Source organism: Blastococcus sp. URHD0036 (assembly GCF_000701365.1).
Lineage (GTDB): Bacteria > Actinomycetota > Actinomycetes > Mycobacteriales > Geodermatophilaceae > Trujillonella.
Map to the genome: position 1 here is coordinate 236,106 of NZ_JNIK01000018.1, position 23,023 is coordinate 259,128.

Sequence of the window (23,023 nt, forward strand, 5' to 3'; positions counted from 1 at the left end):
CGCGGACCGGGTGTGCCGCCCGGGACCGCGGGGTAGCCGCCGCCCCATGTCCAACGAGCTGAGCGGGATGCGGGTCGCCGTCCTGGCGACCGACGGTGTGGAGCAGGTCGAGCTGGAGCGGCCGTGGCAGACCCTCGAGGAGGCCGGGGCGGAGCCCGAGCTGGTGTCGCTGCAGCGGGGGAAGATCACCGCCTACCAGCACATCGACAAGGGCGACCCGAAGCAGGTCGACACCACGGTGGCCGACGCCGACCCCGACGGGTACGCCGCGCTGGTGCTGCCCGGCGGGGTCATCAACGGCGACTTCGTCCGCGCCGACGCCGACGCCGTCGCCTTCGTGAAGGCCTTCTTCGACGCCGGGAAGCCGGTGGCCGCCATCTGCCACGCGCCCTGGGTCCTCGTCGAGGCCGACGTCGTCCGCGGACGGCGGATGACGTCGTGGCCGTCGCTGCAGACCGACCTGCGCAACGCGGGAGCGACGTGGGTCGACGAGGAGGTCGTCGTCGACGGGGTCCTGGTCACCAGCCGCAAGCCCGACGACCTCGACGCCTTCGGTGCGGCGATCCTCGAGGTGTTCGCGAAGGCCGAGGAGGACGCCGACGCCGACGCCGACGAGGAGGGCTAGGCGCCGCCGAGCAGCGCCGCGGCCGGCGCCACGGTGAGCAGCGTCCCGGCGAAGACCAGGACGACGACCAGGCGCAGGCCGAGGGCCTCGCCGCCGAACCGGTGGCGCCAGGCCCCCACCGCACCGACCAGCGCGGTGACCGCGAGCGGGGCGATCACGACGGTCGCGCGGGGCAGCTGCTCCCAGAGCACGGTGAACAACAGGTAGATGCCCACGCCGGCGGCCAGCGCGACGACCAGCTCGCCGGCGAACCGCAGCCAGGCGAGCGGGCCGCCGGCGGGCTCGTCCTCCAGCAGCGGCGGGTCGTCGTCGCGCACCACGGGGATCGGACCCGTCGACGGTCCGGCGTCGTCGGTGCCGACCGTGGCCGGCGCGCCGGGGACGCCGGGCTTGCGCGAGGGTCGCAGGCCGGGGATCGCCGCCGTGGACGGGCCGTCGGCGCCGCGGGCCCGGGGCGCCGGGGCGGACGGACGGGGCCGCCCGGCCAGGGGGTCGGCGGGGACCCGTCCGCGGGCCTTGACGGGGTCGGCGGGCTCGACCGGCGGGGTCTTGCCCGTGTCCCCGGCCCGACGGCCGAACGCCGGCGCCTCCTCCACCCGGCCCGTGTCGGCGTCACCGGCGCGGGAGCCGCGCTGGCGGACGACGGGCTGCTCACCGCTGTCGCCGCGGCGGCGCCGGCCGGTCTTGGGCGACTCGACGCCGGCCTCCCGGAGGATGTCCGCCAGCGACCGGCCCCCGGTCTCGGGGTCCCTGCGCGGAGCGGACATTCAGACGCCTCCCAAGGAGTCCAGCCGCCGGAGGATGACGCCCTCCCGCAACGCCCACGGACAGATGCGGACGAACGGTACTTCCAGAGCGCGCATCGCGGCCTGCGCCACCACGGCGCCGGCCGGAACCTGGTGCGCGCGGTCGGGCGACACGCCCTGCAACTCGGCCAGCGCCGAGCTCTCGATGCGCGAGACGAAGCCGATCAGCTGCCCCAGCCCGTCGGCGGTCAGCTGCCGCGGCACCCGGAGACCCGCGGAGTAGGGCGCCGCGCCGGTCAGCCGGGCGAGGGTCCGGAAGGTCTTGCTGGTGGCGACGACGAGGTCCGGCGGCCCGACCGCGCGGAGCTTCTTCGCCGCGGGCGCCAGCCGGTCCTCCGCGTGGTCCTGGAGCGCCCGCAGCGCCGACAGGTCGGGCCGGCCACCCGAGGCCGCCGCCGGAAGGAAGCGCCGGGTCATCCGGCCGGCCCCCAGCGGCAGCGACAGCGCGACGTCCGGGTCCTCGTCCATCCCGGCCGCCAGCTCCAGCGAGCCACCGCCGATGTCGAGCACGAGCAGCCGGCCGGCGCTCCAGCCGAACCAGCGGCGGACGGCGAGGAAGGTCAGCCGCGCCTCGTCCTCCCCGCTGGTCACCTGCAGGTCGACGCCGGTCTCGGCACGGACGCGCTCCAGGACCTCCAGGCCGTTGCCGGCCTCCCGGATCGCCGAGGTCACCAGCCCCAGCAGCTCCTCGCAGCCCAGCTCGTCGGCCTGCGCGCAGGCCTCGCGCACGGCCCGGATCAGCGCCTCCTCCCCCGCCTCGGAGAGCAGGTCGTCCTCGCCGACGTGCTCGGCCAGGCGCAGCAGCCACCGGTCGTCGTGCGTGGGGGTGGGGTGGCCGCCGCGGTGGGCGTCGACGACCAGCAGGTGGACCGTGTTCGAGCCGACGTCCAGCACCCCGAGCCGCATGCGGGTCAGTCTGCCGGGCGCTCGTCGGCGCGGCCGCGGGGGCACTCCCTACCCTGGGTCCGTGCCGTACGAGGAGGTCCCCGGGGTCCCGGCCGAGGTCGACCCCGATCACGCCCGGGAGTGGCTGGAGTTCCCCGACCCGGCCGATCCGGGGCGGGTCGTGCGGGCCGACCTGACCTGGCTGAACTCCGCCTGGACGTGCGTCTTCGGCCGGGGGTGTGCCGGGGTGGTCGAGGGCCGGCCCGACGACGGCTGCTGCAGCCACGGCGCCTTCTTCAGCGAGGAGGACGACCTGCTGCGGGTCACCGCCGCCGTGGCCGAGCTCACCGACGAGGACTGGCAGCTGGCCCCCGTGGGCCGCGGCGACTGGACCGAGGCAGATGACGCCGAGGACGCCGAGGAGGGCGCCCGCTCCCTGCGCACGCGGCTGGTCGACGGCGCCTGCGTCTTCCTGAACCGGCCGGGCTTCCCCGGTGGGGCCGGCTGCGCCCTGCACCGGATGGCGCTGCGCGAGGACCTGCACCCGCTGACCACCAAGCCCGACGTCTGCTGGCAGCTGCCGGTGCGCCGGGAGCAGGAGCTGGTGGACCGCCCCGACGGCAGCCGGGTGCTCGTGACGACGCTCGGCGAGTTCGACCGCCGCGGATGGGGGCCCGGCGGAGCCGACCTGCACTGGTGGTGCAGCGGCTCACCGGTGGCGCACGTCTCGCCCGAGCCGATGGTGCTCACCTACGCCGCGGAGCTGACCGCGCTCATCGGCGCCCCGGCCTACGCCGAGCTCCGACGGCTGGCCGAGGCGCGCCTGGACCTCGGCATGGTGGCCCCGCACCCGGCCAGCCCACCGCCGCGGCGGCACCCCCGTCCGGTGACGCTGCAGGTCCGTCGTCCGGGTGTAATCGGCTCTGCCGAGCTCGGAGAGCCCTGACCCGACGGTCTCCGCCACTACCCTCTCGACGTACCGACCGACGAGCGAACGGCGAGGCCAGTGACCGAGGACCACGCGACCGCGGGTTCTCACTCGGCTCCCGCCCCACCGGGGGCGCCGTCCGACAGCGGCCTCCGGGGGCTCCTGCGCATCCCGGTCTTCCGCCGGCTGTGGCTGGCGGTCACCGTCTCCAGCTTCGGCGACTGGCTCGGCCTGCTGGCGACCACCGCGATGGCCGCGCAGCTCACCCGCCAGGAGTCCCTGGCGGTGCAGGGCGCAGCCATCTCCGGCGTGATCCTGACCCGGCTGCTGCCCGACCTGCTGCTGGCACCCCTGGCGGGGGCGCTCGCCGACAAGCTCGACCGGCGGGTGACCGCGGTCGTCGGCGACCTGCTCGCGCTGGGCCTGTACCTCTCGATCGCCTTCACCTACGAGCTGACCTGGCTCTACGTCGCCCAGTTCCTGGTCGAGGCGGTCGGCCTGTTCACCAACCCGGCCAAGCAGGCCATGCAGGTGGCGATCGTCCCGCGCGAGAAGCTGGCGACGTCCAACCAGTTGATGCAGTTCTCCATCTACGGCGCGGTCCCGATCGCGGCGCTGGTCTTCGCGCTGCTGTCGACGCTGACCCGCGCGGTCTCCGACGGGCCCGGCGCCGAGCAGACGGCGATCGTCATCGCGCTGGTCTTCGACGCGCTGACCTACGGCGTCACGGCGGCCACCATCTTCCTGTCCCGGCACCTGCTGCCCGGACGGGCCGCCGGAGGCAGCGAGGGGACCAACGTCTTCTCGCTGATCGCCGAGGGGATCTCGTTCCTCCGGAGCCAGCCGAGCATGCGCGCGTTGTACATCGGCACCGTCGGGGCGTTCGCCGCCGGCGGCCTGATCATCGGCGTCGCCCAGCTCTACATCGCCACGCTGGACGCCGGTCCGGCCGGCTACGGCATCCTCTTCGGCACCGTCTTCACCGGTCTGGCGCTGGGCATGCTGGTGGGCCCGCGCATCCTCCCGACGGTCCCGCGGCGCACCCTCTTCGGCCGCGCCATCGGCATGTCCGGCCTGGCGCTGCTGGCGATGTCGGTGCTGCAGGACTTCGTCCTGGCCACCGCGTCGGCCTTCCTCGTGGGGCTCTTCGCGGGGATGAGCTGGATCATCGGCTACACGCTGATCGGCCTGGAGGTCGAGGACCGCCTCCGCGGCCGGGTCTTCTCCTTCGTCGTCTCCTCCGTCCGCATCGTGCTGCTGCTCGCCGTGGCGGTCGGTCCGGGGCTCGCCGGCGTCCTCGGGTCCCACGAGATCCAGATCGGCGACCTGGTCTTCAGCGTCACCGGTCCCGGTCTGACGCTGCTGGTCGGCAGCGTGATCGCGTTGCTGGTCAGCGTGTACGCCACGCGGCAGGTGGCCCCCCGCCACCGGAGCGGCGCGAAGGACCTGCTGCGCCTGCTCTGGGGCAACTCCGACATCCTGACCGCCACCCCGCAGTCGGCCGGCCTCTTCCTCGTCGTGGAGGGCGCCGACCGGGAGCTGACCCGGCGGTACACCGAGGCGCTGGCCGACGTGGTCCGCGAGCGCGGCTGCCCCGTCGTCGTCACGTCCGAGCCCAGCGACACCGACCTGGGCCGCCGGGTCCGCCGCTTCCTGTACCCGCCGCGGCCCGCCGTGACCTCCCACGAGCCGGGCTGGCCGGCACCGGCCCCCCGCCCCGCACCCGGGGACGAGGACGAGGGCCCCCGCGTGGAGGTCTACACCGCGGCGCTGCTCGCGGCGGCCGACCGGGCCCAGCACGTCGCGACCGTCATCCGCCCGGCCATGGCCGGCCAGCAGGTGGTGATCAGCTCCCACTACGTCGACGCCTCGATCGCCTTCCACGGCGCCGGGCAGGGGCTGGACGCCGAGCGCATCCTCCGGACGTCGATGTGGGCCACCCGCGGCCTCCTCCCCGACCTCACCGTCGTCGTGGACGCGCCGGTCACCGAGGCCCCCGCCGACGCCGATCCGGACGCCGTCCGCCGCGCGTTCGTCGGCCGGGCCGATGCCGCGCCGGACCGCTACGTCGTCGTCGCCGGGGAGGAGCTCGACGCCGTCGCCCGGGAGACCGGCGTCGGCCTGGTCTCCCCGCTGGTGCGGCAGCGGGTCGGGACGCTGCTGGGCCTGCGCTTCGCCACCGGGGCACCGGTGCCCCCGGCCGCTCCCCCCGACGTCCCGGTGCCCCCGGTCGAGGTGCGCGAGGGCAGCCCCGCCGGTCGCCGCTGACGGGTGGGTCAGGCGGCGGCGTCGTCCTCCGCGGCGACGACGACGGGACGCACCGACCGGAAGGTCTGCCGGTAGGCCCGCGGCGAGACGCCGCGGCGGCGCGCGAACTGGTCGCGGAAGCCCGCGGCGGTGCCGAACCCGACGAGCCGGGCGATCTCCTCGATCGGGGCGTCGCTCTCCTCGAGCAGGGTCTCCGCCGCGGCCAGCCGCTGGCCGAGCAGCCAGGCGTGGGGCGTGGTCCCGGTGGTGGCCTTGAACCGCCGGGCGAAGCTGCGCGGGCTCATGAGGGCCCGCCGGGCGAGCACCTCCACGGAGATGTCCTCGGCCAGGTGGCCGAGGGCCCACTCGAGGACGACGCCGAGCCGGTCGTCCTCGCACGCGGCGACGGGGGCGTCGATGAACTGGGCCTGGCCGCCGTCGCGGTGCGGCGGGACGACCATCTCGCGGGCCAGGGCGTTGGCCGCGGCCGGGCCCCACTCCCGGCGCACGAGGTGCAGCATCGCGTCGACGCCGGCCGCGGTGCCCGCGCCGGTGATGACCTGGCCGCAGTCGACGTAGAGGACCGCCGGGTCGACGTCCACCGCCGGGTAGCGGGCCGCCAGCTCGCCGGCGTACTTCCAGTGCGTCGTGGCCCGGCAGCCGTCGAGCAGGCCCGCCGCGGCGACGGCGAAGGCCCCGGTGCAGTGGCTGACGATGATCGCGCCCCGGGCGTGGGCGGCGCGCAGCGCGTCGAGCAGCGCGTCGGGCGGCGAGTGGTACATGCCCTCCCACGCGGTCATCAGGATCACGTCGGAGACGGCCAGCCGCTCGAACCCGTGCTCCACCTGGATCGGCAACCCGATGTCCGTCCGGATCATCCCCGGCGCGTCGCTGACCAGCGCGAAGTCGAACGGCGGCAGGCCCATGGCGGTGCGGTCGTAGCCGAACACCTCGGCGACGACCCCGATGCCGAACGTGCCGACGAGCCCGTCGGCCACGATGGCGCTGACGACGACCGGGCGCTCCGTGGTGGTCACGGGACCACTATGGCAGGAATGACGCGGTCCGTGTCACTCCGGCCACTCGTCGCGGGGGGTCCCGGCGATCAGGCTGTTCCCATGTTGCTGATCACCTGCCCCGTCGCGCAGACCGACGAACTCGTCCCCGACCGGCGCATCCGGTCGATCGTCAACCACCCGACGCACGTCGCGCTCTCCGTCGAGTGCCCCACCTGCGGCAGCGTGCACGTCTACCGCACGGGTCGCCGGTGGGAGGAGGCCCGCCGCCGGGTCGCCGAGGCCGACGCCCGCGCGGTCACCGCCGCGGCGACCGCCGCCTCGGCTCGCACTGCGCAGGAGCTCAGCCGGGCCTAGGCTCGAACACATGAGCGAATCGAACGTCAACAGCGGCCAGCCCGGCGACCCGACCGCCGAGAAGGACCCGAAGGACTGGGTGACCGGCGACGAGCCGGCCACCGGGGCGCAGAAGAGCTACCTGAACACGCTCGCCCGCGAGGCGGGCGAGGACGTGCCGGACGACATCTCCAAGGCCGACGCGTCGATCAAGATCGACGAGCTGCAGGAGGAGACCGGCCGCGGCCAGTGAACGGACGCCGGAGGCGGTCGCCTCGGGCGGCGGGCCCGAAGGGTCCTCCCCCGAGACGACGGGGCAGGGCTCAGCGCAGCTCGACCCGGCTCCTGGCCGCGGTGTCGGCCGGAGGCCGACGATGTGTCACGCCTCGAACTTGTAACCCAGGCCCCGGACGGTCAGCAGGTACTCGGGGTTGGCCGGGTCCGGCTCGATCTTCGCCCGCAGCCGCTTGACGTGGACGTCGAGGGTCTTGGTGTCGCCGACGTAGTCGGAGCCCCAGATGCGGTCGATGAGCTGGGCCCGGGTGAGCACCCGTCCCGCGTTGCGCAGCAGGAGCTCGAGCAGGTCGAACTCCTTCAGCGGCAGCGACACCGGCTGCCCGCCGACCGCGACGACGTGCCGGTCGACGTCCATGCGCACCGGACCGGCCTCCAGCGCCCCGTCGGCGGTCGCCTCGGGCTCACCGCGGCGGCGGAGGACCGCCCGGATGCGGGCCACGAGCTCGCGCGCCGAGTAGGGCTTGGTGACGTAGTCGTCGGCGCCGAGCTCCAGGCCCACGACCTTGTCGATCTCGCCGTCCTTCGCCGTCAGCATGATGATCGGCACGTTGCTGCGGCTGCGCAGCGTCCGGCAGACCTCGGTGCCGGGGATCCCGGGCAGCATCAGGTCCAGGAGCACGATGTCGGCGCCCTGCCGGTCGAACTCGTCGAGCGCCTGCGGGCCGGTCGACGCCACGACCGCGTCGAAGCCCTCCCGGCGCAGCATGTACGACAACGCGTCGGAGAAGGACTCCTCGTCCTCCACCACGAGCACCCGGGTCATGATCGTCCTTCCGTGTGTCCACCGACGTGCGAGACCGCGGACGGGGACTGGTGCGCGGCCGCGGGTTCGCTGCCGGTGTCTGTGGGGGGCTCGCCGGCCGGCGGGACGTCGGGCGCGGCGGCCAGCGGGATCCGCAGGGTGAAGGTCGACCCCAGGCCCTCCTCGCTCCACACCGTGACCGAGCCGCCGTGGTTGCTGGCGACGTGCTTGACGATCGCCAGACCGAGGCCGGTTCCGCCGGTGCTGGAGGCCCGCGACTGGTCGACGCGGTAGAAGCGCTCGAAGACGCGGGAGCGGTCCTCGCGCGGGATCCCGATCCCGCTGTCGGTGACCGCGATCTCGGCGAAGCCCGACCGCGCCCGGGCGGCCACCGCGATGCGGGTGCCCTCGGGGCTGTAGTGGACGGCGTTGGCGAGCAGGTTGGTGACCGCGGTGGCCAGCTGCGCCTCGACGCCGCGCACGACCAGCCCGCGCTCGCCGCCCACCACCAGGTCGATGTGCTTCGCGGCGGCGGCGAGCCCGGTGCGGTCGGTGGACTCGAGCAGCACGGTGTCGACGTCGACGGGGACGAGGTCCGGCAGCGGCTCGCCGCCCTGCAGTCGGGAGAGGTCGATCAGTTCGCGGACCAGGCGGGCCAGCCGGTCTGCCTCGTGCGACATGCGGGCCGCGAAGCGCTGCACGGTCTCGGGGTCGTCGGCCGCGTCCTGCACCGCTTCGGCCAGCAGCGCGAGCGCGCCGACCGGCGTCTTCAGCTCGTGCCCGACGTTGGCGACGAAGTCGCGCCGCACCTCCTCGACCCGGCGGGCCTCGGTGACGTCCTGCAGCACCAGCGCGACGGGTCCGGGCAGCGGAGCCGAGCCGCTCTCCAGCCGGACGCCGTGCACGCCGACCCGCCGCGGCCCCGAGCCGACGAGGTCACCCGGCAGGGAGACGTCGGCCCGGCGGCTCCCGCCGTCGCGGACCTCGCGGACCACGCGGAGCAGTTCCGGCACCAGCAGGCGCGTGCCGCGCACGATGCCCAGGGCCCGTGCCGCGGGGTTCGCCAGGAGGACCGCCTCGTCGACGTCGACCACGACGACCGCCGGGTCCATGAGGTCCACCAGGCGCCGGGCGAGCAGCTGCTCCAGGGTGGGGTCGGGTTCCACGCGCACCGGCTCCTCGGCCAGCCGACGACGCGTGACGACGACGGCCGCGACCAGGACAGCACCCAGGACGAGGCCGGTCACGAGGGCGACCGTCGGGCTCACGAGGCCGATGCTAGGCCGGGAGGACCCCCCGTCATCCCCCGTGCGAGTGGTGCCACGGCACCCGCGCGGATCTGTTCACGTCCCCGTGCCCCCTCGTTCACCTCGCGGGCCGGACGACGTCAGGGAGCCCGGCCTACCCTCGGCTCCGGAGCGCGGACCCCGGAGCAACCGGCGCCGCCCAGCACCACCCCGGCCCGGGGACGGGCCGACGAGGAGGGACGACCGTGCGCGAGCACTACCGCGAGGAACTCGAGGACATCAACGCCTGCCTGGTCGAGATGGCCAACTCGGCGGGCTCGGCCATGAGCACGGCCACCACCGCGCTCCTGGACGCCGACGTCGCCCTCGCCGACCGGGTGATCGCCGGCGACGAGCACATCGACGCGGTACGGGAGAGCATCGAGCAGCGGTGCTTCGCCCTGCTGGCCCGCCAGCAGCCGGTCGCCACCGACCTGCGCACGGTGACCGCCGCCATGCGGATCGTCGCCGACCTGGAGCGGATGGGCGACCTCGCCGTCCACGTGGCCAAGGTCGCGCGGATGCGGTTCCCCGACCCGGCGGTCCCCCAGGAGGTGCGGCCGCTGTTCCTCGAGGCCGGCCACATCGCCGAGAGCCTGGTCAGCAAGACCGCGACGGTGATCGCCAAGCTCGACGTCGAGGCCGCCGCCCAGCTGGAGGCCGAGGACGACCTCATGGACCAGGTGCACCGGCAGTTGTTCTCCGAGCTGCTGTCCGACACCTGGCCGCACGGCATGGAACAGGCCATCGACGTCACCCTGCTCGGCCGGTACTACGAGCGCTTCGCCGACCACGCGGTCAGCGTCGCCCGCCGCGTCGTCTACCTCGTGACCGGCGAGATGGAGATGCGAGGGGTGTGACCCTCTTGCGCTGTGTCTCTACTTCTTCCCCTGGTTCTTGACGGCCTCGATGGCGGCGGCAGCGGCCTCGGGGTCGAGGTACTCACCGCCGGGCTTCAGCGGCCGCAGGTCGTCGTCCAGGTCGTAGCGCAGCGGCACGCCGGTGGGGATGTTGAGGCCGACGACCTCGTCCTCGCCCATCCCGTCCAGGTGCTTCACCAGCGCGCGCAGGCTGTTGCCGTGCGCGGCGACCAGCACCGTCTGCCCGGCCCGGAGGTCGGGGACGATCGCGTCGTACCAGTACGGCAGCATCCGGACGACGACGTCGGCCAGGCACTCGGTGGCCGGTCGCACCTCCGGCGGCAGGAACGCGTAGCGCGGGTCGTCGTCCTGGCTGAACTCGCTGCCGGGGTCGATCGGCGGCGGCGGGGTCGAGTACGACCGCCGCCAGGTCTGGAACTGCTCCTCGCCGTACTCGGCGAGGGTGGCGGCCTTGTCCTTGCCCTGGAGGGCGCCGTAGTGCCGTTCGTTGAGCCGCCAGGACCGCGTGACCGGGATCCAGTGCCGGTCGGCGGCGGCCAGCGCCAGCTCGGCCGTGGTGATGGCCCGGCGGAGCAGCGAGGTGTGCAGCACGTCGGGCAGCAGCCCGGCCGCGGCGAGCAGCTCCCCACCGCGGGCGGCCTCGGCCCGGCCCTTCTCGGACAGCTGCACGTCGACCCACCCGGTGAAGAGGTTGGCCTTGTTCCACTCGCTCTCACCGTGGCGGAGGAGCACCAGAGTCCCGGTCACGGCGCACATCCTGCCCGACACGACTCAGGAGCCAGGGCCCGCCCCGGACCGGCGGCTGGGGTCGGCGAACTCGGCGAACGCCTCCAGGTTGCGCAGCGACTCCCCGCGCTTGACCCGCCAGTCCCACTCCCGCTTGATCGAGGTGCCGAAGCCGATCTCGAGCATCGTGTTGAAGTGGTCGTCGGCGTAGCTGAGCACCGACCCGAGCACCCGGTCGAGCTCGTCGGCGGTGACCGCGGCGTGCGGGAGCCGGCCGGTCAGGTACACGTCCCCGACCGCGTCGATCGAGAAGGCCACCCCGTACATCCGGGCGTTGTGCTGCAGCAGGTAGGTCCACAGCTGCTCGCGGTTCTCGTCGGGCTGGCGGCAGACGAACGCCTCGACGCGCAGCGCGTGCTCGCCCACGACCAGGCCGCACACCGTCTTCAGCTTCTTGGTCCCCGGGAGGTCGACCAGCCACTGCCCGGGCCCGGGGTGCTCGTGCACGAGCTCGCTGTCGCGGAGCGCGGCGCCGATGACGCCGTCGAGCTCCTCGATCGGCCGCCGGGTCACCGGGCCACCTGCGCTCCGCCGACGGCCCGCAGCGAGCCGCTGCCCCGCCGTCGCGACGCCCCGGCCATCTCGGCCGCCGCGGAGGTGTAGGCCTCGACCAGCGAGTCGGCCGTGCGGTCCCAGGAGAACGCCGCGGCGTGCCGCCGGGCGCCGGCCGAGAGCAGCTCGCGGCGGGCGAGGACCGACCGGACGGCGGCGGCGTAGTCGGCCGGGTCGCGGCCCGCGACCAGCACACCGGAGAACCCGTCGCGCACGGCGGTGGACAGGCCGCCGACCGCGGCGGCGACGACGGGCGTCCCGCAGGCCTGGGCCTCCAGTGCCACCAGCCCGAACGACTCGTTGTGGCTCGGGACCACGGCGACGTCGGCGGCCCGGTAGTGCTCGGCCAGCCGGTCGGGCGGCTGCGGCGGGAGGAACTGCACGAGGTCGGCGATGCCGAGCGAGACCGCCAGCTCCTGCAGCTGCCGCGGCGCCTCCAGGCCGGACCCGCTGGGCGCGCCCACCACCTGGATGCGCAGCCGGTCGCGCAGGGCCGGGTCGTCGGCGAGCATCCGCGCGGCGGTCTCGAGCAGCAGGTCGGGCGCCTTGAGCGGCTGGATGCGGCCGACGAACAGCAGGACGACGGCGTCGTCGGGCAGCCCGACCGCACGGCGGGCGGCGGCCCGGTCGCCGGGCCGGAAGCGGTCGAGGTCCACCCCGGGCGGGACGACGAGGGTGCGCCGCGGGTCGGCTCCGTAGTGGCCGACCAGCTGGGCGGCCTCGTCCTCGGTGTTGGCGATCAGCCGGTCGGCCTCGGCGACGACCTGCTCCTCGCCGATGACGCGGGCCCGCGGCTCGGGCCGGTCCCCCGCGGCGAGGGCGGCGTTCTTGACCTTCGCGAGGGTGTGCGCGCTGTGGATGAGCGGCACGCTCCAGCGGTCGCGCGCCAGCCAGCCGACCTGCCCGGAGAGCCAGTAGTGCGAGTGGACGACGTCGTAGTGACCCGGCTCGTGCTGGGCCTCCTCGCGCAGCACCGCGGCCGTGAACGCGCACAGCTGGCCGGGGAGCTCCTCCTTGCCCAGGCCCTCGAACGGTCCGGCCGTGACGTGGCGGACGAGCACACCCGGGCTCATCTCCACCACGGGCGGCAGGTCGCTGGACGTGGCGCGGGTGAAGACCTCGACGGCGATGCCGCGGGCGGCCAGCCGGCGGGAGACCTCGACGATGTAGACGTTCATGCCGCCGGCGTCACCGGCGCCGGGCTGGTCCAGCGGGCTGGTGTGCACCGAGAGCGTGGCCACCCGGCGCAGCGGACCGGGGGTGTGCAGACGGGAGACCACGCGGCTGCGACCTCCTGACCGGACCTGCTGGGGCACTGGACGAGGGGCCGGGAGGCACCCTGTCGACCTCCCATCCTGCAACAGCGCCAGGATGTCCACATGTCCGGTGTGTCACGTACCCCCGCCGACCTGCCCGGATCCGGGCGCACCGCCGTCGTCACCGGCGCCTCCAGCGGCATCGGCGCCGCGACCGCCGAGCGTCTGGCGGCCGAGGGCTTCGACGTCGTCCTGGGCGCCCGCCGGCTCGACCGGCTGACCGCGCTGGCCGACCGGATCGGCGGTCGGGCGCTCCCCCTCGACGTGACCGATGCCGACTCGGTGGCGGCCTTCGTCGCCGAGCTGGACCAGGTCGACGTCCTGGTGAACAACGCCGGCGGCGCGTTCGACGCGAAGCCCGTCGCCGACGCCGACCTCGACTCCTGGGCCCGGGCGTTCGACGTGAACGTGCTCGGCTCGGTGCGGCTCACGAAGGCGCTGCTGCCGCTGCTGCGGGCGTCGGGCGCGGGCGACGTCCTCTTCGTCGGCTCGACCGCGGGCATGGTCAGCTACGAGGGCGGCGCGTCCTATACGGCGGCCAAGCACGGGGTGCACACGCTGGCCGGGACGCTGCGCCTGGAGCTGGTCGCCGAGCCGATCCGGGTGATCGAGATCGCGCCCGGGATGGTGCGCACCGACGAGTTCGCGGTGAACCGCACCGGCTCGGAGGAGGCCGCCGCAGCGGTGTACCGCGGAGTGCGCGAGCCGCTGGTGGCCGAGGACGTCGCCGACTGCATCGCCTGGACGCTGACCCGCCCGCACCACGTGAACGTCGACCTGCTCGTCGTCCGCCCCCGGGCGCAGGCCGCCCAGCACAAGGTCCACCGCGAAGGCTGAGTGGAGTGCGCGGAGCGAGGTTTCCTCGCCTCTCGCACTCCACTAGGGGCGGACGGCGGTCGGTTCCTGCTCGAGCGTGACGCCGAAGCGCTCCTGCACCGTGGCGACGACGTCGGCGGCGAAGGCCAGCAGCTCCGCGGCGGTGGCGCCGGGCTCGGTGGTGAGCGCGAGGCTGTGCCGCGGCGACGTCCCCACCAGCCCGCGCCGGGTGCCCCGGCCGAATCCGGCGGACTGCACCAGCCAGGCCGCGCTGAGCTTGACCCGCCCCTCGCCGGCCGGCCAGCTCGGGCAGCCCTCGACGGCGCGGTCGGCGGGCACGACCGGGTTGGTGAAGAACGAGCCGGCGCTGCGGGTGTCGGGGTCGGCCGGGTCCCACACCATCCCCTTGCCGCGGCGCAGGCCGAGCACCGCCTCCCGGACGGCGGCCAGCGGTGCCGTCTCCCCGAGCTCCACGCCCAGGGCACGGGCCAGCTCGGCGTAGCCCACCGGCCGGGAGACCGCGGACTCCTCGAGCGCGAAGCCCACGGTGAGGACGACGAACCGGCCGGGCTCCCGCTTGAACCGGCTGTCCCGGTAGGCGAACCCGCACTCGGCGGTGGTCAGCGTCTGCTCGCGCTTCTCCGCCCGGTCCCAGACGCGCACGGTCGTGAGGGTCTGCGCGACCTCCTGGCCGTAGGCGCCGACGTTCTGCACCGGGGTTGCGCCGGTCGACCCGGGGATGCCGGCCAGCGCCTCGATGCCGGCCAGCCCCTCGCCCACCGCATACGCGACGACGTCCTCCCACGGCTCGCCGGCCTGCACCTCGAGCTCGGTCCCGCGGCGCGCGATGCCCCGCGAGCGCACGAGGACGACGTCGCCGGGCCAGCCCTCGTCCGGTGCGACCACGTTCGAGCCGCCCCCGAGCAGCAGCAGCGGGCGGCCGGCCTCGTCGGCGTCACGCACCGCGGCCACGAGCTCGGCGGCGTCGGCGACCTCGACCAGCCGCGCGGCCGGCCCCCCGACGCCGAGGGTGGTGAGCGGAGCGAGGGGGACGTCGGAGCGGACCTGCACGCACCCACGCTAGCCGCGACTACCCTCGGACCCGGTGAGCGAGACGAGCGGCGGCGACCACAAGCGCCGCGCCGTCCTCCCGGACACGCCGCGCCGGGCGAACCCGCGGCTGGCCGCCGGCCGCGCCCGCGCGCTGGGACTGCCCACCCGCGGCACCACGAACGCCAACCGGCTGCGGCGGGTCGACCGCTGGCTGGTCGCCACCCAGGTGCCCCGGCTGCGCGACGCCGCCCAGCCGCTCGTCGTCGACCTGGGCTACGGCGCCTCGGCCGTCACCACCGTGGAGCTGGCCGAGCGGCTGGCGCCGCGGGTGCCGGGCCTGCAGGTGGTCGGGCTGGAGATCGACCCCGAGCGGGTCGCGGCGGTGGCCGCCGACCGGGATCCGCCGCGGCTGGACTTCCGGCTCGGCGGCTTCGAGCTCGCCGGGCTGCAGCCGGTGCTGGTGCGGGCGTTCAACGTGCTGCGCCAGTACGACGAGCCGTCCGCGGCCCGGGCCTGGGAGACGGTGTGCGCACGGCTGGCGCCGGGCGGGCTGCTCGTGGAGGGGACCTGCGACGAGTGGGGACGGCGCTCGGCGTGGGTCGCGCTGGACGCCGACGGCCCGCTCACCCTGACCCTGGCCGCGCGGGTCGCCGACCTGGACCGCCCCTCCGACCTCGCCGAGCGGCTGCCCAAGGCGCTCATCCACCACAACGTGCCCGGCGAGCCCGTGCACGACCTGCTGCGCGCGTTCGACGCCGCCTGGGCCGCCGCGGCCGGTCTCGCGACGTTCGGCCCACGGCAGCGGTGGGCGGCCGCCGCGCAGACGCTGGCCGACCAGGGGTGGCCGCTGGTCGGCTCGACCCGCCGGTGGCGCGAGGGCGAGCTGACCGTCCGCTGGTCGGCGGTGGCGCCGCGATGAGCCGCCGGTCCGCCGAGCCACCCCCGCCGCCGGGGCGCGTGCCGGTCGCCGGGGGCGTCGCCGAGCTGCTCGGGGACGCCGACCGCGACGGCGCGTGGGTGCTCCTGGTCGACGACACCCCGCAGTCGCACGTCGACCTCGCCGATCCCACCCACCTGGAGTTCGAGTACGTCCGCCGGATGGGTCACGTGCTCGACCTGGCCGCGGACGAGGGCGCACCGCTCGACGTCCTCCACCTGGGCGGTGGGGCACTGACGCTCGCGCGCTACGTCGCGGTGACCCGTCCCGGGTCGCGCCAGCGGGTGGTCGAGCTCGACGAGCCCCTGACCGAACTGGTGCGCGCGCACCTGCCCCTGCCGCGCAACGCCCGGATCCGGGTCCGCGCGGCCGACGCCCGGGCCGGGCTCGAGGCGGCGCACACGGCGAGCGCCGACGTCGTCGTCTGCGACGTGTTCGCGGGGGCGCGCACGCCGGCGCACCTGACCACCACCGAGTTCGTCACCGAGGTGCGGCGGGTGCTGCGCCCCGGCGGTCTCTACGCGGCCAACGTCGCCGACGGTCCGCCGCTGCGGTTCGCCCGCGGGCAGGTGGCCACGCTGCGGTCGGTGTTCCCCTCCGTGTGCCTCGTCGCCGAGCCCGGCACGTTCCGCGGGCGCCGGTTCGGCAACCTCGTCGCCGTCGCCTCCGACGCGCCCCTGCCGGTGGCCGGCCTCACCCGGCGCTGCGCCGGTGACCCGATGCCGTCCCGGGTGGTGGAGGGCGCGGACCTCGACCGGTTCGTCGGCGACGCACGGCCGGTCGGTGACGCGGACGCCGTCCCCTCGCCGGAGCCACCGGCCGGCGTCTTCAGCCGCTGACCCCGCCGGCGCGGCCGCCGTACGGTCGGCTCATGACAGCTCCTACGCCCCGACTGCGGCGCGACACCAGGAACAAGCGGCTCGGCGGGGTGTGCTCCGGCATCGCGCGCCGCTACGGCCTGTCCACCGGCGGCCTGCGGCTGGCCTTCGTCCTGTCGTGCGTCCTGCCGGGACCGCAGATCCTGGTCTACCTGGTGCTGTGGCTGGTGATCCCCGCCGGGTGACGGCGGGCTACCAGCCGGTGTTGCCGCGGTGCAGGCCGCGGACGGCGGGGCGCACGTCGACCAGGTAGACGGCGGCGGCGACCACCGCCGGGAGGCCGAGGAAGCTCATCGGCCCCATGGCGAAGAGGAGCACCGCGGCCAGGGCGGTGATGCCCAGCCAGGCCGGCTTGGTCAGCTTGCCCGCGGCGACGAAGCCCGGGGCGGGGCGGGTCACGGCGTCGACCAGCGCCCAGAGGGCGAGCGCGACGGTCCCCCAGTACAGCGCCTCGAGGACGAGAGCCTGGAACCCCATGGCGGCAGGGTACCCGCGCCGGGGCCCCGGACCGGGACGTGACAGGGCCCCGGAGCGCGAAAGCAGCTCCGGGGCCCTGGTCAGGGTGCCGACCGTGGGGTCGGCGGCGGGATCAGGCCGAGGGCCCGGTCTTCTTCGTCGAGCGGGCCCGGGGGACGCGCGCCGAGGTGGTGGCGGTGGCCTTGGAGCGGGCCGGGGTGGTCCGCTTCGCGACCGGCTTGGTGGCCGGCTGCGCGCTGGCCTCGAGGTCGGCCTTGGCGGTGTCGGCGGCCTCGTCGACGGTGGTCTCGGCCTTGGCGGCGGCCTTGGTGGCCTTCGCCGCGGTCTTCTGCGCGACCGAGGTGACCTTGTCCGACGCCTCGGTGACGGCCTCGGCGCCCTCCTCGAGAACGTCCTCCAGGGTGTCCTCGACGGCGTCGACGGCGCGCTCGGCGCGGGCGACGACCTTGCGGAAGGCCGGCTGACGGCGGAGCTCGTCGACGACGGTGGCACCGCGCTCGGCCAGGGTCTCCAGCGTGGCGACGGCCTGGGTGCGGGCGGTCTCGACGAGGCCGGTCACGGTGGCGCGGACGGTCTCCGGCTCGACGACCTTCGCGAACTGGACGGCCGTGGTGCGGGCGGTCTGCACGGCGCCGCGGGCGCGGTTGGCGGCCTCCTCGGCGCGGGTGCGGGCCTCCTTGGCGGCCAGGTCGGCCTGGACCTGCGCCTCGCCGGGCAGCGCCTCGGCGCGGGTGCGGAGCTGGCCGACGACGGCGCGGGCGCGCTCGACGGCCAGGTCACCGGCGCCGATGGTCGCGAGGAGCTGGGTCTTGTAGACCTCGAACGCCTTCTCGCCGTAGGTCTTCAGGGTGTCGGTGGTGGTCATGCCGTCTCCTCCGTGGAGTCAGGGGTCGTGGTCTTCGGGGTGCTGGTCTTCTGGGTCGCGGCGTGCTCGCGGACGTAGGTCTCGTAGAGCTCGAGGAGCACGGCCCGGTGCCGCTCGGAGAGCGCCTCGTCGCCGCGGATGGCGGCGACCGTGTCCGGGTTGCCCGACCGGCGGTCGAGGATCCCGGCCTGCTCGTACAGCGTCTCGGCCGAGATCTGCAGGCCCTTGGCGATGGCCGCGAGGATCTCCGCCGACGGCTTGCGCAGACCGCGCTCCACCTGCGACAGGTACGGGTTGCTCACCCCGGCGGTGCGGGCGAGCTCGCGGAGCGACACCCGGGCCGCGCTGCGCTGCTCCCGGATGAAGTCCCCGACCTGCGAGCTGGTCGCCGAGACCTTCTCCTTCTCGGCGGCGACCGTGTCCGCGACCGAGCCGGCGAGCTGGTCCACCTTCTCGCGGACCGTGGTCACCTGCTCGCGCACGAACTCGGTCGGTGTCTGCACGGATACGACGCTAACCGCGGGTGCTAGCTCCTGCAAGCGGTGGAGCTAGCACCCGGCCGTGAGTCGCCTCACACGTCCTCAAGCCGGCAGTGCGGCGGCCCGGACCTCCCCCACGACGCCGTCGCCGCCGGTCACGGGGGTGACCACCCACGGGGCGAGGAGATCGGCGTCGACGCCCAGGCGGCGCAGCCCGGCGGCCAGCAGCACGGTCCGGCCCCGCTGACCGCCGTCGTCGAGCTTGAACGCGAGGACGCCCCGCCCGGGCAGCGCGGCCACGTGCACGCCGTCCGCGCCGTGCTTGACCAGGGCACCCGGAACGGCCGTCATCAGGTCCGTGTCCTCGTGTCCGGTGCCGGCGACGTACCAGGGGTGCGCGCGCATGGCGTCGGCCACGCGCCGTCCCGGGCTGCCCTCCGCGGCCTGCACCAGCGACAGCGTGCCGCGGGCCAGCCCCGTCAGCGAGAGCGCGTGCTGGGGCGCGCCGCAGCCGTCCACGACGACGGCGGACACCGGCTCCCCCGCGGCCTCGCCCAGCCGGGCCTCGATCGCCTGCTGCAGCGGGTGCTGCCGGTCCAGGTACCCGTCGACAGGCCAGCCGGCGGCGACACAGGCGGCCAGCATCGCCGCGTGCTTGCCCGAGCAGTTCATGGCCGGACGCTCCGGCGCGCGGCCCTCCGTCAGCCACCGGGCGCGGGTCTGCTCGTCCGACGGGAGGGCCGCGGGGCAGCCCAGGGCGTCGGGCCCCAGACCCGCCGCGGCCAGGATCCCGGCGGCGAGCTCCCGGTGCCCGTCCTCGCCGGTGTGCGACCCGGCGGCGATGGCCAGTTCCTGCGTCGACGCCGGCACCCAGCCGGCGTCCAGGTACACGGTGGCCTGCACCGGCTTGTTCGACGAGCGCGGCAGGACCGGCCGGTCGACGTCGCCGGCCGCGGCGATGACCGCCCCCTCGGCCGAGAGGACGACGAGCCCGCCCCGGTGCACCGACTCCAGGAAGCCCGAGCGCCAGACCTCGACGAGGACCGGGTTGACGGGCCAGTCCCCGTTCAGTGGCGACCCTCGTCGGCGAGCAGGGCGGCGACGTCGGCCTCGCCGTTGCGGTAGCGGCGGCCGAGCTCGCCGGCCAGCCCGTCCATCACCTGCTGCACGCCGCGGCGGCGCTCCGACAGCGACCCCTCGGCCGCGGCGAGGGCGCGCGCGGCCCCTTCGAGGTCGGCGTCGGGCAGCTCGCTGATGGCCAGGAGGTCGACCCCGGGCGTCAGCGCGTTCACCCAGGACTCGTACTCCTCCGGGGCGGCCGGCTGCACCGTCTGGTGCCGGCCGAGGCCGTGCGCCGGGCCCCGGCCCTTCTCGGCGAGGATCTCCGGCAGCAGGTCCAGCAGCGACCGGCCGTCGTGCTCGGCGCGCCGCTGGAGCTCGCGCCGGACGATGTCCAGGCGGCCCTGCAGCAGCCGCCGCGTGTAGGAGAGGTTGACCTCCTGCTGCTCGGCGTGCCGCCGCAGCCGGCGGACCTCGGCCATCGGGGCGGTGACGGCGGCCTCGAGGAAGCCGGGGTCGAGCAGCGCGTCGACGTCGGCGCCGCCGGCGGGGGGAGTCTTGGGCGTCATCGGATCTCCACGGACGTCGGGGACGGGGCGGTTCGGGGTGCGAGCAGCCCGGGGGCCGGGCCGAGCAGCAGGTCGCGGGCGGCGGCCGGCGGAACGGGCGGGCGCTGGGCGATCCGCGCCAGGCCCGCGGCGCGGGCCACCAGCTGCAGGTCCGCCCGGCCGGGGTCGCCGGGCACCGTCCCCGACCCGTCCGCGGCGCCGGCCCGCACGTGCCCGCCGGCCGAGAGCGCGGCCAGCAGCACCGGCAGAGCCGTGGCCCCGCGGCCGGCGGCGCTCCACACCGCTCCGGCGGGCAGCCGCCGGAGGCAGTCGGCGACGGCGACGAGCGTGCCGGGCAGACCACCGGGGCTCCCGAGGACGAGGGAGACGAGCACCGGCGCCGGCGGGCCGGTCCGGTCGAGCAGGTCGGCGAGGACGTCGAGGTGCTCCGGCGCGCTGACCTCGTACACCGGTGTGCCGCCGCCGGAGCCGACGGCGGCCACCAGGTCGGCGAGCAGCGGTCCGGGCGTGCCGAGGGGCACGGTGACCAGGTCGGCGCCGAGCCCCGGATCCGCCGCCTGCACCAGCAGGTCGGTCTCCTCGCGGACCGCGGCGAGGACAGCACCGGCGGCGGCGACGCCCAGCGGGGGCAGCAGGAGCACCGTGGCGCCGACGGCCTGGCAGTCCCGGGCGGTGCCGGCGAGCTCGTCCGGCCCGGCCGGAGCCGGCGCCAGGGTCACGACGGTCCCCGAGGTCACCGCTGAATGGTGGCAGACCGGACCGCGCGGACCCGCTCCCGGGCCGCGACCTGCTCGTCGTCGAGCGCGGTCGGGGCGTCGTCGGGGTCGATCGCGGCGCGGGAGCCGCCCACCGTGAGCTCGGCGTCGGCCGCCACGGACTGCTTCACCAGCGCCAGCGCGATCACACCGAGCTCGTGGTGCCGCACGACCGACCCGACCCGGCCGACCTCGCGGGTACCCACCAGCACCGGCGTCCCCGGCACGGGGAGGTCCTCGCTGACGCCGTCCAGGTGCAGGAGGACCAGCCGCCGCGGCGGGCGGCCGAGGTTGTGCACCCGCGCGACGGTCTCCTGCCCGCGGTAGCAGCCCTTCTGCAGGTGGACGGCGGTGCTCAGCCACTCCAGCTCGTTCGGGATGGTGCGGTGGTCGCTGTCGACGCCGAGCCGCGGACGGCGGGCCTCGACCCGCAGCGCCTCGAACGCGTCGATCCCGGCCAGGCCCGCGCCCGCGGCCAGCAGGGCGTCGGCGGTCGCGTCGACGGCCGGCCGGGGCACCAGGAGGTCGACCACCGGGGCGCCGTCCCCGATCGGCGGCATCCGGCGCACCCAGCCACCGTCCGCCAGCGGCTCGACGGCGTACGGGGCGGCCGGCACGGGCAGCCCGGCGGTGGCGAGCACGTCGTCCCCGCGCGGCCCGACGAGCGTCAGCAGCGCCCAGTCGGCGGTGACCAGCGCCGGCTCGACCCGCAGCATGAAGCGCATCCGGTCCAGGAAGGTCTGCAGCGCCGGGCCGGTGCCGGGCTCGACGTCGGCCCAGACGGTGCAGTCCAGCTCGGTGAGCACCAGGTGGTGCTCGACGTGCCCGTTCGGGGAGAGCAGGAGCGCCTCCGTGCCGGTGCGGTCGGCCAGCTGCTCCACGTGCTGGCTCAGCAGGCTGTGCAGCCACGTCAGCCGGTCGGCGCCGGGGATGGTGACGACGTCGCGGTCGCTGCGGTCGACGAGCCCGGCGCCCTCGGCCAGCAGCCGCTGCTCGCGCAGCGGGTCGCCGTGGTGGGCGGCGGTCGTGCCCGCCTCGGTCGCGACGGCGCCCGGTCGGCCCAGCAGGGCGGATGCGTTCACGGTGTCTCCTCGGTCGCGCGGCAGGACCGGCACGTCCCGGACAGGGCGACGTGACCGATGTCCAACCTGAAACCCAGGTCGGCGGTCAGACGTTCCGCCGCGGCGTCGAGCAGGTGCGGATCCACGGAGTCGATGCCCCCGCAGACCTGGCAGACGACGTGCAGGTGCGGGTGCTCGAACGCGTGGTAGACCGGCGCGCCCTTGCCCAGGTGGGTGTGCCACACGAGGCCGAGCCGCTCCAGCAGCTCGAGGTTGCGGTAGACGGTCGAGGTGTCCGGAGCCGCGCCGTCGGGCCCGGCCTCCTCGCGCAGCCGCGCCCCGATGGCCTCCGGCGTGGCGTGCTCCAGCGCGGCGACGGCGGCCAGCACCTGCGTGCGCTGGGTGGTCAGCCGCAGGCCGCGGGCCCGCAACCGCTCGGCGAGCGGTGCGGCGTCGGGGCCCGGTCGGTCTGCCACGCCCCCGAGCCTAGGCGGACGAGGTCGTCGAACAGGTCGGCGTAGTCGGCCACCGCGACGCCGTCCACCGACAGCCCCGGTTCCCCGGTCACCCCGTCGATCCCCCCGGCGGCCGACGCGGCCGCCAGCAGGGCCGTGTCCAGGTCGGGGGTCAGCAGCGCGAGGAGCGCGCCGGCCCGGTCCGGGACCGCCCGCGCCAGCGCGGCGACGAGGCCGTAGCAGCCCCAGTTGGACGTCCCGGCGACCACGAGCGAGCCGACCGCCGTGCGGCAGGCGATCTCGGCGCCGTGCCGGACGGCCCCGGCGACGACCTCCAGCGGCACGTTGCCCATGCCGATCTCGTTGCCGCCGTCACCGACCGCGCCGGTGGCCAGGCCCGGCAGGTCGAACGCGACGTGCAGCGGAGCGGTGGACGCCGTGATGTCGACCGCGCGCATGGTCAGGACCCGGCCGGACCGGTTGGGGCCCAGCCGCTCGACGGCGACGAGCGCGGCCGGGTCGAGCGCGGCGACGGCCGTCCGGACGTCGTCCTCCGTGGCGGTCCCCGGGAGGACCACCGCGGGCCCGCAGCCGGCCGCGGCCAGGCAGGCGTCGACCACCGGCCCGCACCAGGCGTCGGTGAGCACGACCGGCACCCCGCCCAGGAGGGCCAGCGCCCGGGCGAGGACGGCGGTGCCGACGGGTCCGTCGGTCTCCGCGGCCGGGCGCGGCGCCCAGGCGATGTGCACGCCGGTGACCAGCCCGATCCGGCGGCCGGCCGTCGCGGCCCCGGCCAGGAGCGCAGCCAGGTCGCCGAGCTGGCCCCGGACGGCGGCACCCAGCGGGGCGACGTCCCGGGCCGCAGTGCGCAGCAGTGCCCGCTCGATCGCGTCGCGAGCGGCACCGGCGTCCAGCG

Annotated in this window: 28 protein-coding genes; 10 read left to right on the plus strand and 18 right to left on the minus strand. The window is 75.7% G+C overall.

The genetic code is table 11. The annotated features are described in order from the left end of the window. The first annotated feature begins 46 nt into the window (after positions 1-46). Entirely contained in the window at positions 47-625 is a 579-nt protein-coding gene (locus N555_RS0121495) for a type 1 glutamine amidotransferase domain-containing protein (RefSeq protein ID WP_029433553.1), read from the plus strand. On the opposite strand, the gene N555_RS0121500 is transcribed toward N555_RS0121495, so the two are convergent. Then, positions 622-1,392, minus strand: coding sequence for a hypothetical protein (locus tag N555_RS0121500; RefSeq protein WP_029433554.1), 771 nt, complete (start codon positions 1,390-1,392; stop codon positions 622-624). The two genes, N555_RS0121495 and N555_RS0121500, sit on opposite strands and share 4 nt — an antisense overlap. Then, positions 1,393-2,337, minus strand: coding sequence for a Ppx/GppA phosphatase family protein (locus N555_RS0121505; protein ID WP_029433555.1), 945 nt, complete (start codon positions 2,335-2,337; stop codon positions 1,393-1,395). It lies immediately after the preceding gene. Positions 2,338-2,398: 61 nt separating this feature from the next. Between N555_RS0121505 and N555_RS0121510 the strand changes: the two genes are divergently transcribed. Together N555_RS0121510 and N555_RS0121515 are read left to right on the plus strand one after the other, a co-directional pair. Beyond that, entirely contained in the window at positions 2,399-3,262 is an 864-nt protein-coding gene (locus N555_RS0121510; protein ID WP_034511828.1) for a hypothetical protein, read from the plus strand. Positions 3,263-3,322: 60 nt separating this feature from the next. Continuing rightward, the gene (locus N555_RS0121515; protein ID WP_051684322.1) at positions 3,323-5,512 is read left to right on the plus strand and encodes a bifunctional MFS transporter/dTMP kinase; all 2,190 of its coding nucleotides are present in this window, start codon (positions 3,323-3,325) and stop codon (positions 5,510-5,512) included. Positions 5,513-5,520: 8 nt separating this feature from the next. Here the strand turns inward: N555_RS0121515 and N555_RS0121520 are convergent, their stop codons facing one another. Continuing rightward, complete coding sequence (locus tag N555_RS0121520) at positions 5,521-6,528, minus strand: helix-turn-helix domain-containing protein (protein WP_029433558.1); 1,008 nt, start codon at positions 6,526-6,528, stop codon at positions 5,521-5,523. An 81-nt stretch (positions 6,529-6,609) separates the two neighbouring features. Between N555_RS0121520 and N555_RS0121525 the strand changes: the two genes are divergently transcribed. Together N555_RS0121525 and N555_RS0121530 are read left to right on the plus strand one after the other, a co-directional pair. Beyond that, the gene (locus tag N555_RS0121525; protein ID WP_034511831.1) at positions 6,610-6,864 is read left to right on the plus strand and encodes a hypothetical protein; all 255 of its coding nucleotides are present in this window, start codon (positions 6,610-6,612) and stop codon (positions 6,862-6,864) included. 10 nt (positions 6,865-6,874) lie between these two features. Next, positions 6,875-7,096: a DUF3072 domain-containing protein gene (locus N555_RS0121530; RefSeq protein ID WP_029433560.1), complete on the plus strand. Its 222-nt coding sequence runs from the start codon at positions 6,875-6,877 to the stop codon at positions 7,094-7,096. A gap of 126 nt (positions 7,097-7,222) precedes the next feature. Here the strand turns inward: N555_RS0121530 and N555_RS0121535 are convergent, their stop codons facing one another. Next, positions 7,223-7,903 carry a response regulator transcription factor gene (locus tag N555_RS0121535; protein WP_029433561.1) on the minus strand — a complete coding sequence of 227 codons (681 nt, stop codon included), beginning with the start codon at positions 7,901-7,903 and terminating at the stop codon, positions 7,223-7,225. Continuing rightward, entirely contained in the window at positions 7,900-9,150 is a 1,251-nt protein-coding gene (locus N555_RS0121540; RefSeq protein WP_051684323.1) for a sensor histidine kinase, read from the minus strand. The genes N555_RS0121535 and N555_RS0121540 overlap by 4 nt, the downstream gene beginning before the upstream one ends. Positions 9,151-9,374: 224 nt before the next feature. On the opposite strand from N555_RS0121540, the gene phoU reads away from it, so the two are divergent. After that, on the plus strand, positions 9,375-10,028 hold the full coding sequence (gene phoU, locus N555_RS0121545) for a phosphate signaling complex protein PhoU (RefSeq protein ID WP_029433563.1): 654 nt from the start codon (positions 9,375-9,377) through the stop codon (positions 10,026-10,028). Between the two features lie 18 nt (positions 10,029-10,046). Here the strand turns inward: phoU and N555_RS0121550 are convergent, their stop codons facing one another. From N555_RS0121550 to mshA, 3 genes are read right to left on the minus strand one after another with little or no spacing between them, the layout of a single operon-like run. Beyond that, positions 10,047-10,805, minus strand: coding sequence for a phosphoglyceromutase (locus tag N555_RS0121550; RefSeq protein ID WP_029433564.1), 759 nt, complete (start codon positions 10,803-10,805; stop codon positions 10,047-10,049). A gap of 15 nt (positions 10,806-10,820) precedes the next feature. Beyond that, positions 10,821-11,348 carry a YbjN domain-containing protein gene (locus N555_RS0121555; protein ID WP_029433565.1) on the minus strand — a complete coding sequence of 176 codons (528 nt, stop codon included), beginning with the start codon at positions 11,346-11,348 and terminating at the stop codon, positions 10,821-10,823. Further along, on the minus strand, positions 11,345-12,667 hold the full coding sequence (gene mshA, locus N555_RS0121560; protein WP_231503076.1) for a D-inositol-3-phosphate glycosyltransferase: 1,323 nt from the start codon (positions 12,665-12,667) through the stop codon (positions 11,345-11,347). Before mshA ends, N555_RS0121555 begins: the two co-directional genes overlap by 4 nt. 99 nt (positions 12,668-12,766) lie before the next feature. Between mshA and N555_RS0121565 the strand changes: the two genes are divergently transcribed. Next, positions 12,767-13,540: an SDR family oxidoreductase gene (locus tag N555_RS0121565; protein ID WP_051684324.1), complete on the plus strand. Its 774-nt coding sequence runs from the start codon at positions 12,767-12,769 to the stop codon at positions 13,538-13,540. A gap of 42 nt (positions 13,541-13,582) precedes the next feature. Here the strand turns inward: N555_RS0121565 and N555_RS0121570 are convergent, their stop codons facing one another. Then, positions 13,583-14,590, minus strand: coding sequence for a UDP-N-acetylmuramate dehydrogenase (locus N555_RS0121570; protein WP_029433568.1), 1,008 nt, complete (start codon positions 14,588-14,590; stop codon positions 13,583-13,585). A 34-nt stretch (positions 14,591-14,624) separates the two neighbouring features. Between N555_RS0121570 and N555_RS0121575 the strand changes: the two genes are divergently transcribed. From N555_RS0121575 to N555_RS0121585, 3 genes are read left to right on the plus strand one after another with little or no spacing between them, the layout of a single operon-like run. Then, on the plus strand, positions 14,625-15,491 hold the full coding sequence (locus N555_RS0121575; RefSeq protein ID WP_029433569.1) for a class I SAM-dependent methyltransferase: 867 nt from the start codon (positions 14,625-14,627) through the stop codon (positions 15,489-15,491). Beyond that, a complete protein-coding gene (locus tag N555_RS0121580) occupies positions 15,488-16,348 on the plus strand; it encodes a spermidine synthase (RefSeq protein WP_029433570.1) in 861 nt (286 codons plus the stop codon). The genes N555_RS0121575 and N555_RS0121580 overlap by 4 nt, the downstream gene beginning before the upstream one ends. Positions 16,349-16,380: 32 nt before the next feature. Continuing rightward, positions 16,381-16,572, plus strand: coding sequence for a PspC domain-containing protein (locus tag N555_RS0121585; protein WP_029433571.1), 192 nt, complete (start codon positions 16,381-16,383; stop codon positions 16,570-16,572). Between the two features lie 7 nt (positions 16,573-16,579). On the opposite strand, the gene N555_RS0121590 is transcribed toward N555_RS0121585, so the two are convergent. The 9 genes from N555_RS0121590 to N555_RS0121630 form a co-directional block, all read right to left on the minus strand. Then, entirely contained in the window at positions 16,580-16,864 is a 285-nt protein-coding gene (locus N555_RS0121590) for a DUF2516 family protein (protein ID WP_029433572.1), read from the minus strand. Between the two features lie 112 nt (positions 16,865-16,976). Then, positions 16,977-17,729: a hypothetical protein gene (locus N555_RS0121595; RefSeq protein ID WP_029433573.1), complete on the minus strand. Its 753-nt coding sequence runs from the start codon at positions 17,727-17,729 to the stop codon at positions 16,977-16,979. Further along, positions 17,726-18,232 carry a helix-turn-helix domain-containing protein gene (locus N555_RS0121600; protein ID WP_029433574.1) on the minus strand — a complete coding sequence of 169 codons (507 nt, stop codon included), beginning with the start codon at positions 18,230-18,232 and terminating at the stop codon, positions 17,726-17,728. Before N555_RS0121600 ends, N555_RS0121595 begins: the two co-directional genes overlap by 4 nt. 78 nt (positions 18,233-18,310) lie before the next feature. Beyond that, positions 18,311-19,279 carry an asparaginase gene (locus N555_RS0121605; RefSeq protein ID WP_029433674.1) on the minus strand — a complete coding sequence of 323 codons (969 nt, stop codon included), beginning with the start codon at positions 19,277-19,279 and terminating at the stop codon, positions 18,311-18,313. Beyond that, positions 19,276-19,836 carry an RsiG family protein gene (locus tag N555_RS0121610; RefSeq protein ID WP_029433575.1) on the minus strand — a complete coding sequence of 187 codons (561 nt, stop codon included), beginning with the start codon at positions 19,834-19,836 and terminating at the stop codon, positions 19,276-19,278. The genes N555_RS0121605 and N555_RS0121610 overlap by 4 nt, the downstream gene beginning before the upstream one ends. Next, complete coding sequence (locus N555_RS0121615) at positions 19,833-20,573, minus strand: 3-keto-5-aminohexanoate cleavage protein (protein ID WP_051684325.1); 741 nt, start codon at positions 20,571-20,573, stop codon at positions 19,833-19,835. The genes N555_RS0121610 and N555_RS0121615 overlap by 4 nt, the downstream gene beginning before the upstream one ends. Then, a complete protein-coding gene (locus N555_RS0121620) occupies positions 20,570-21,673 on the minus strand; it encodes a CAF17-like 4Fe-4S cluster assembly/insertion protein YgfZ (protein WP_051684326.1) in 1,104 nt (367 codons plus the stop codon). Before N555_RS0121620 ends, N555_RS0121615 begins: the two co-directional genes overlap by 4 nt. After that, positions 21,670-22,128 (minus strand): Fur family transcriptional regulator, encoded by a 459-nt coding sequence (locus N555_RS0121625; protein ID WP_029433578.1) that lies wholly within the window; start codon positions 22,126-22,128, stop codon positions 21,670-21,672. The genes N555_RS0121620 and N555_RS0121625 overlap by 4 nt, the downstream gene beginning before the upstream one ends. Then, complete coding sequence (locus N555_RS0121630; RefSeq protein ID WP_081866399.1) at positions 22,059-23,021, minus strand: glutamate cyclase domain-containing protein; 963 nt, start codon at positions 23,019-23,021, stop codon at positions 22,059-22,061. The genes N555_RS0121625 and N555_RS0121630 overlap by 70 nt, the downstream gene beginning before the upstream one ends. Positions 23,022-23,023: the final 2 nt, after the last annotated feature.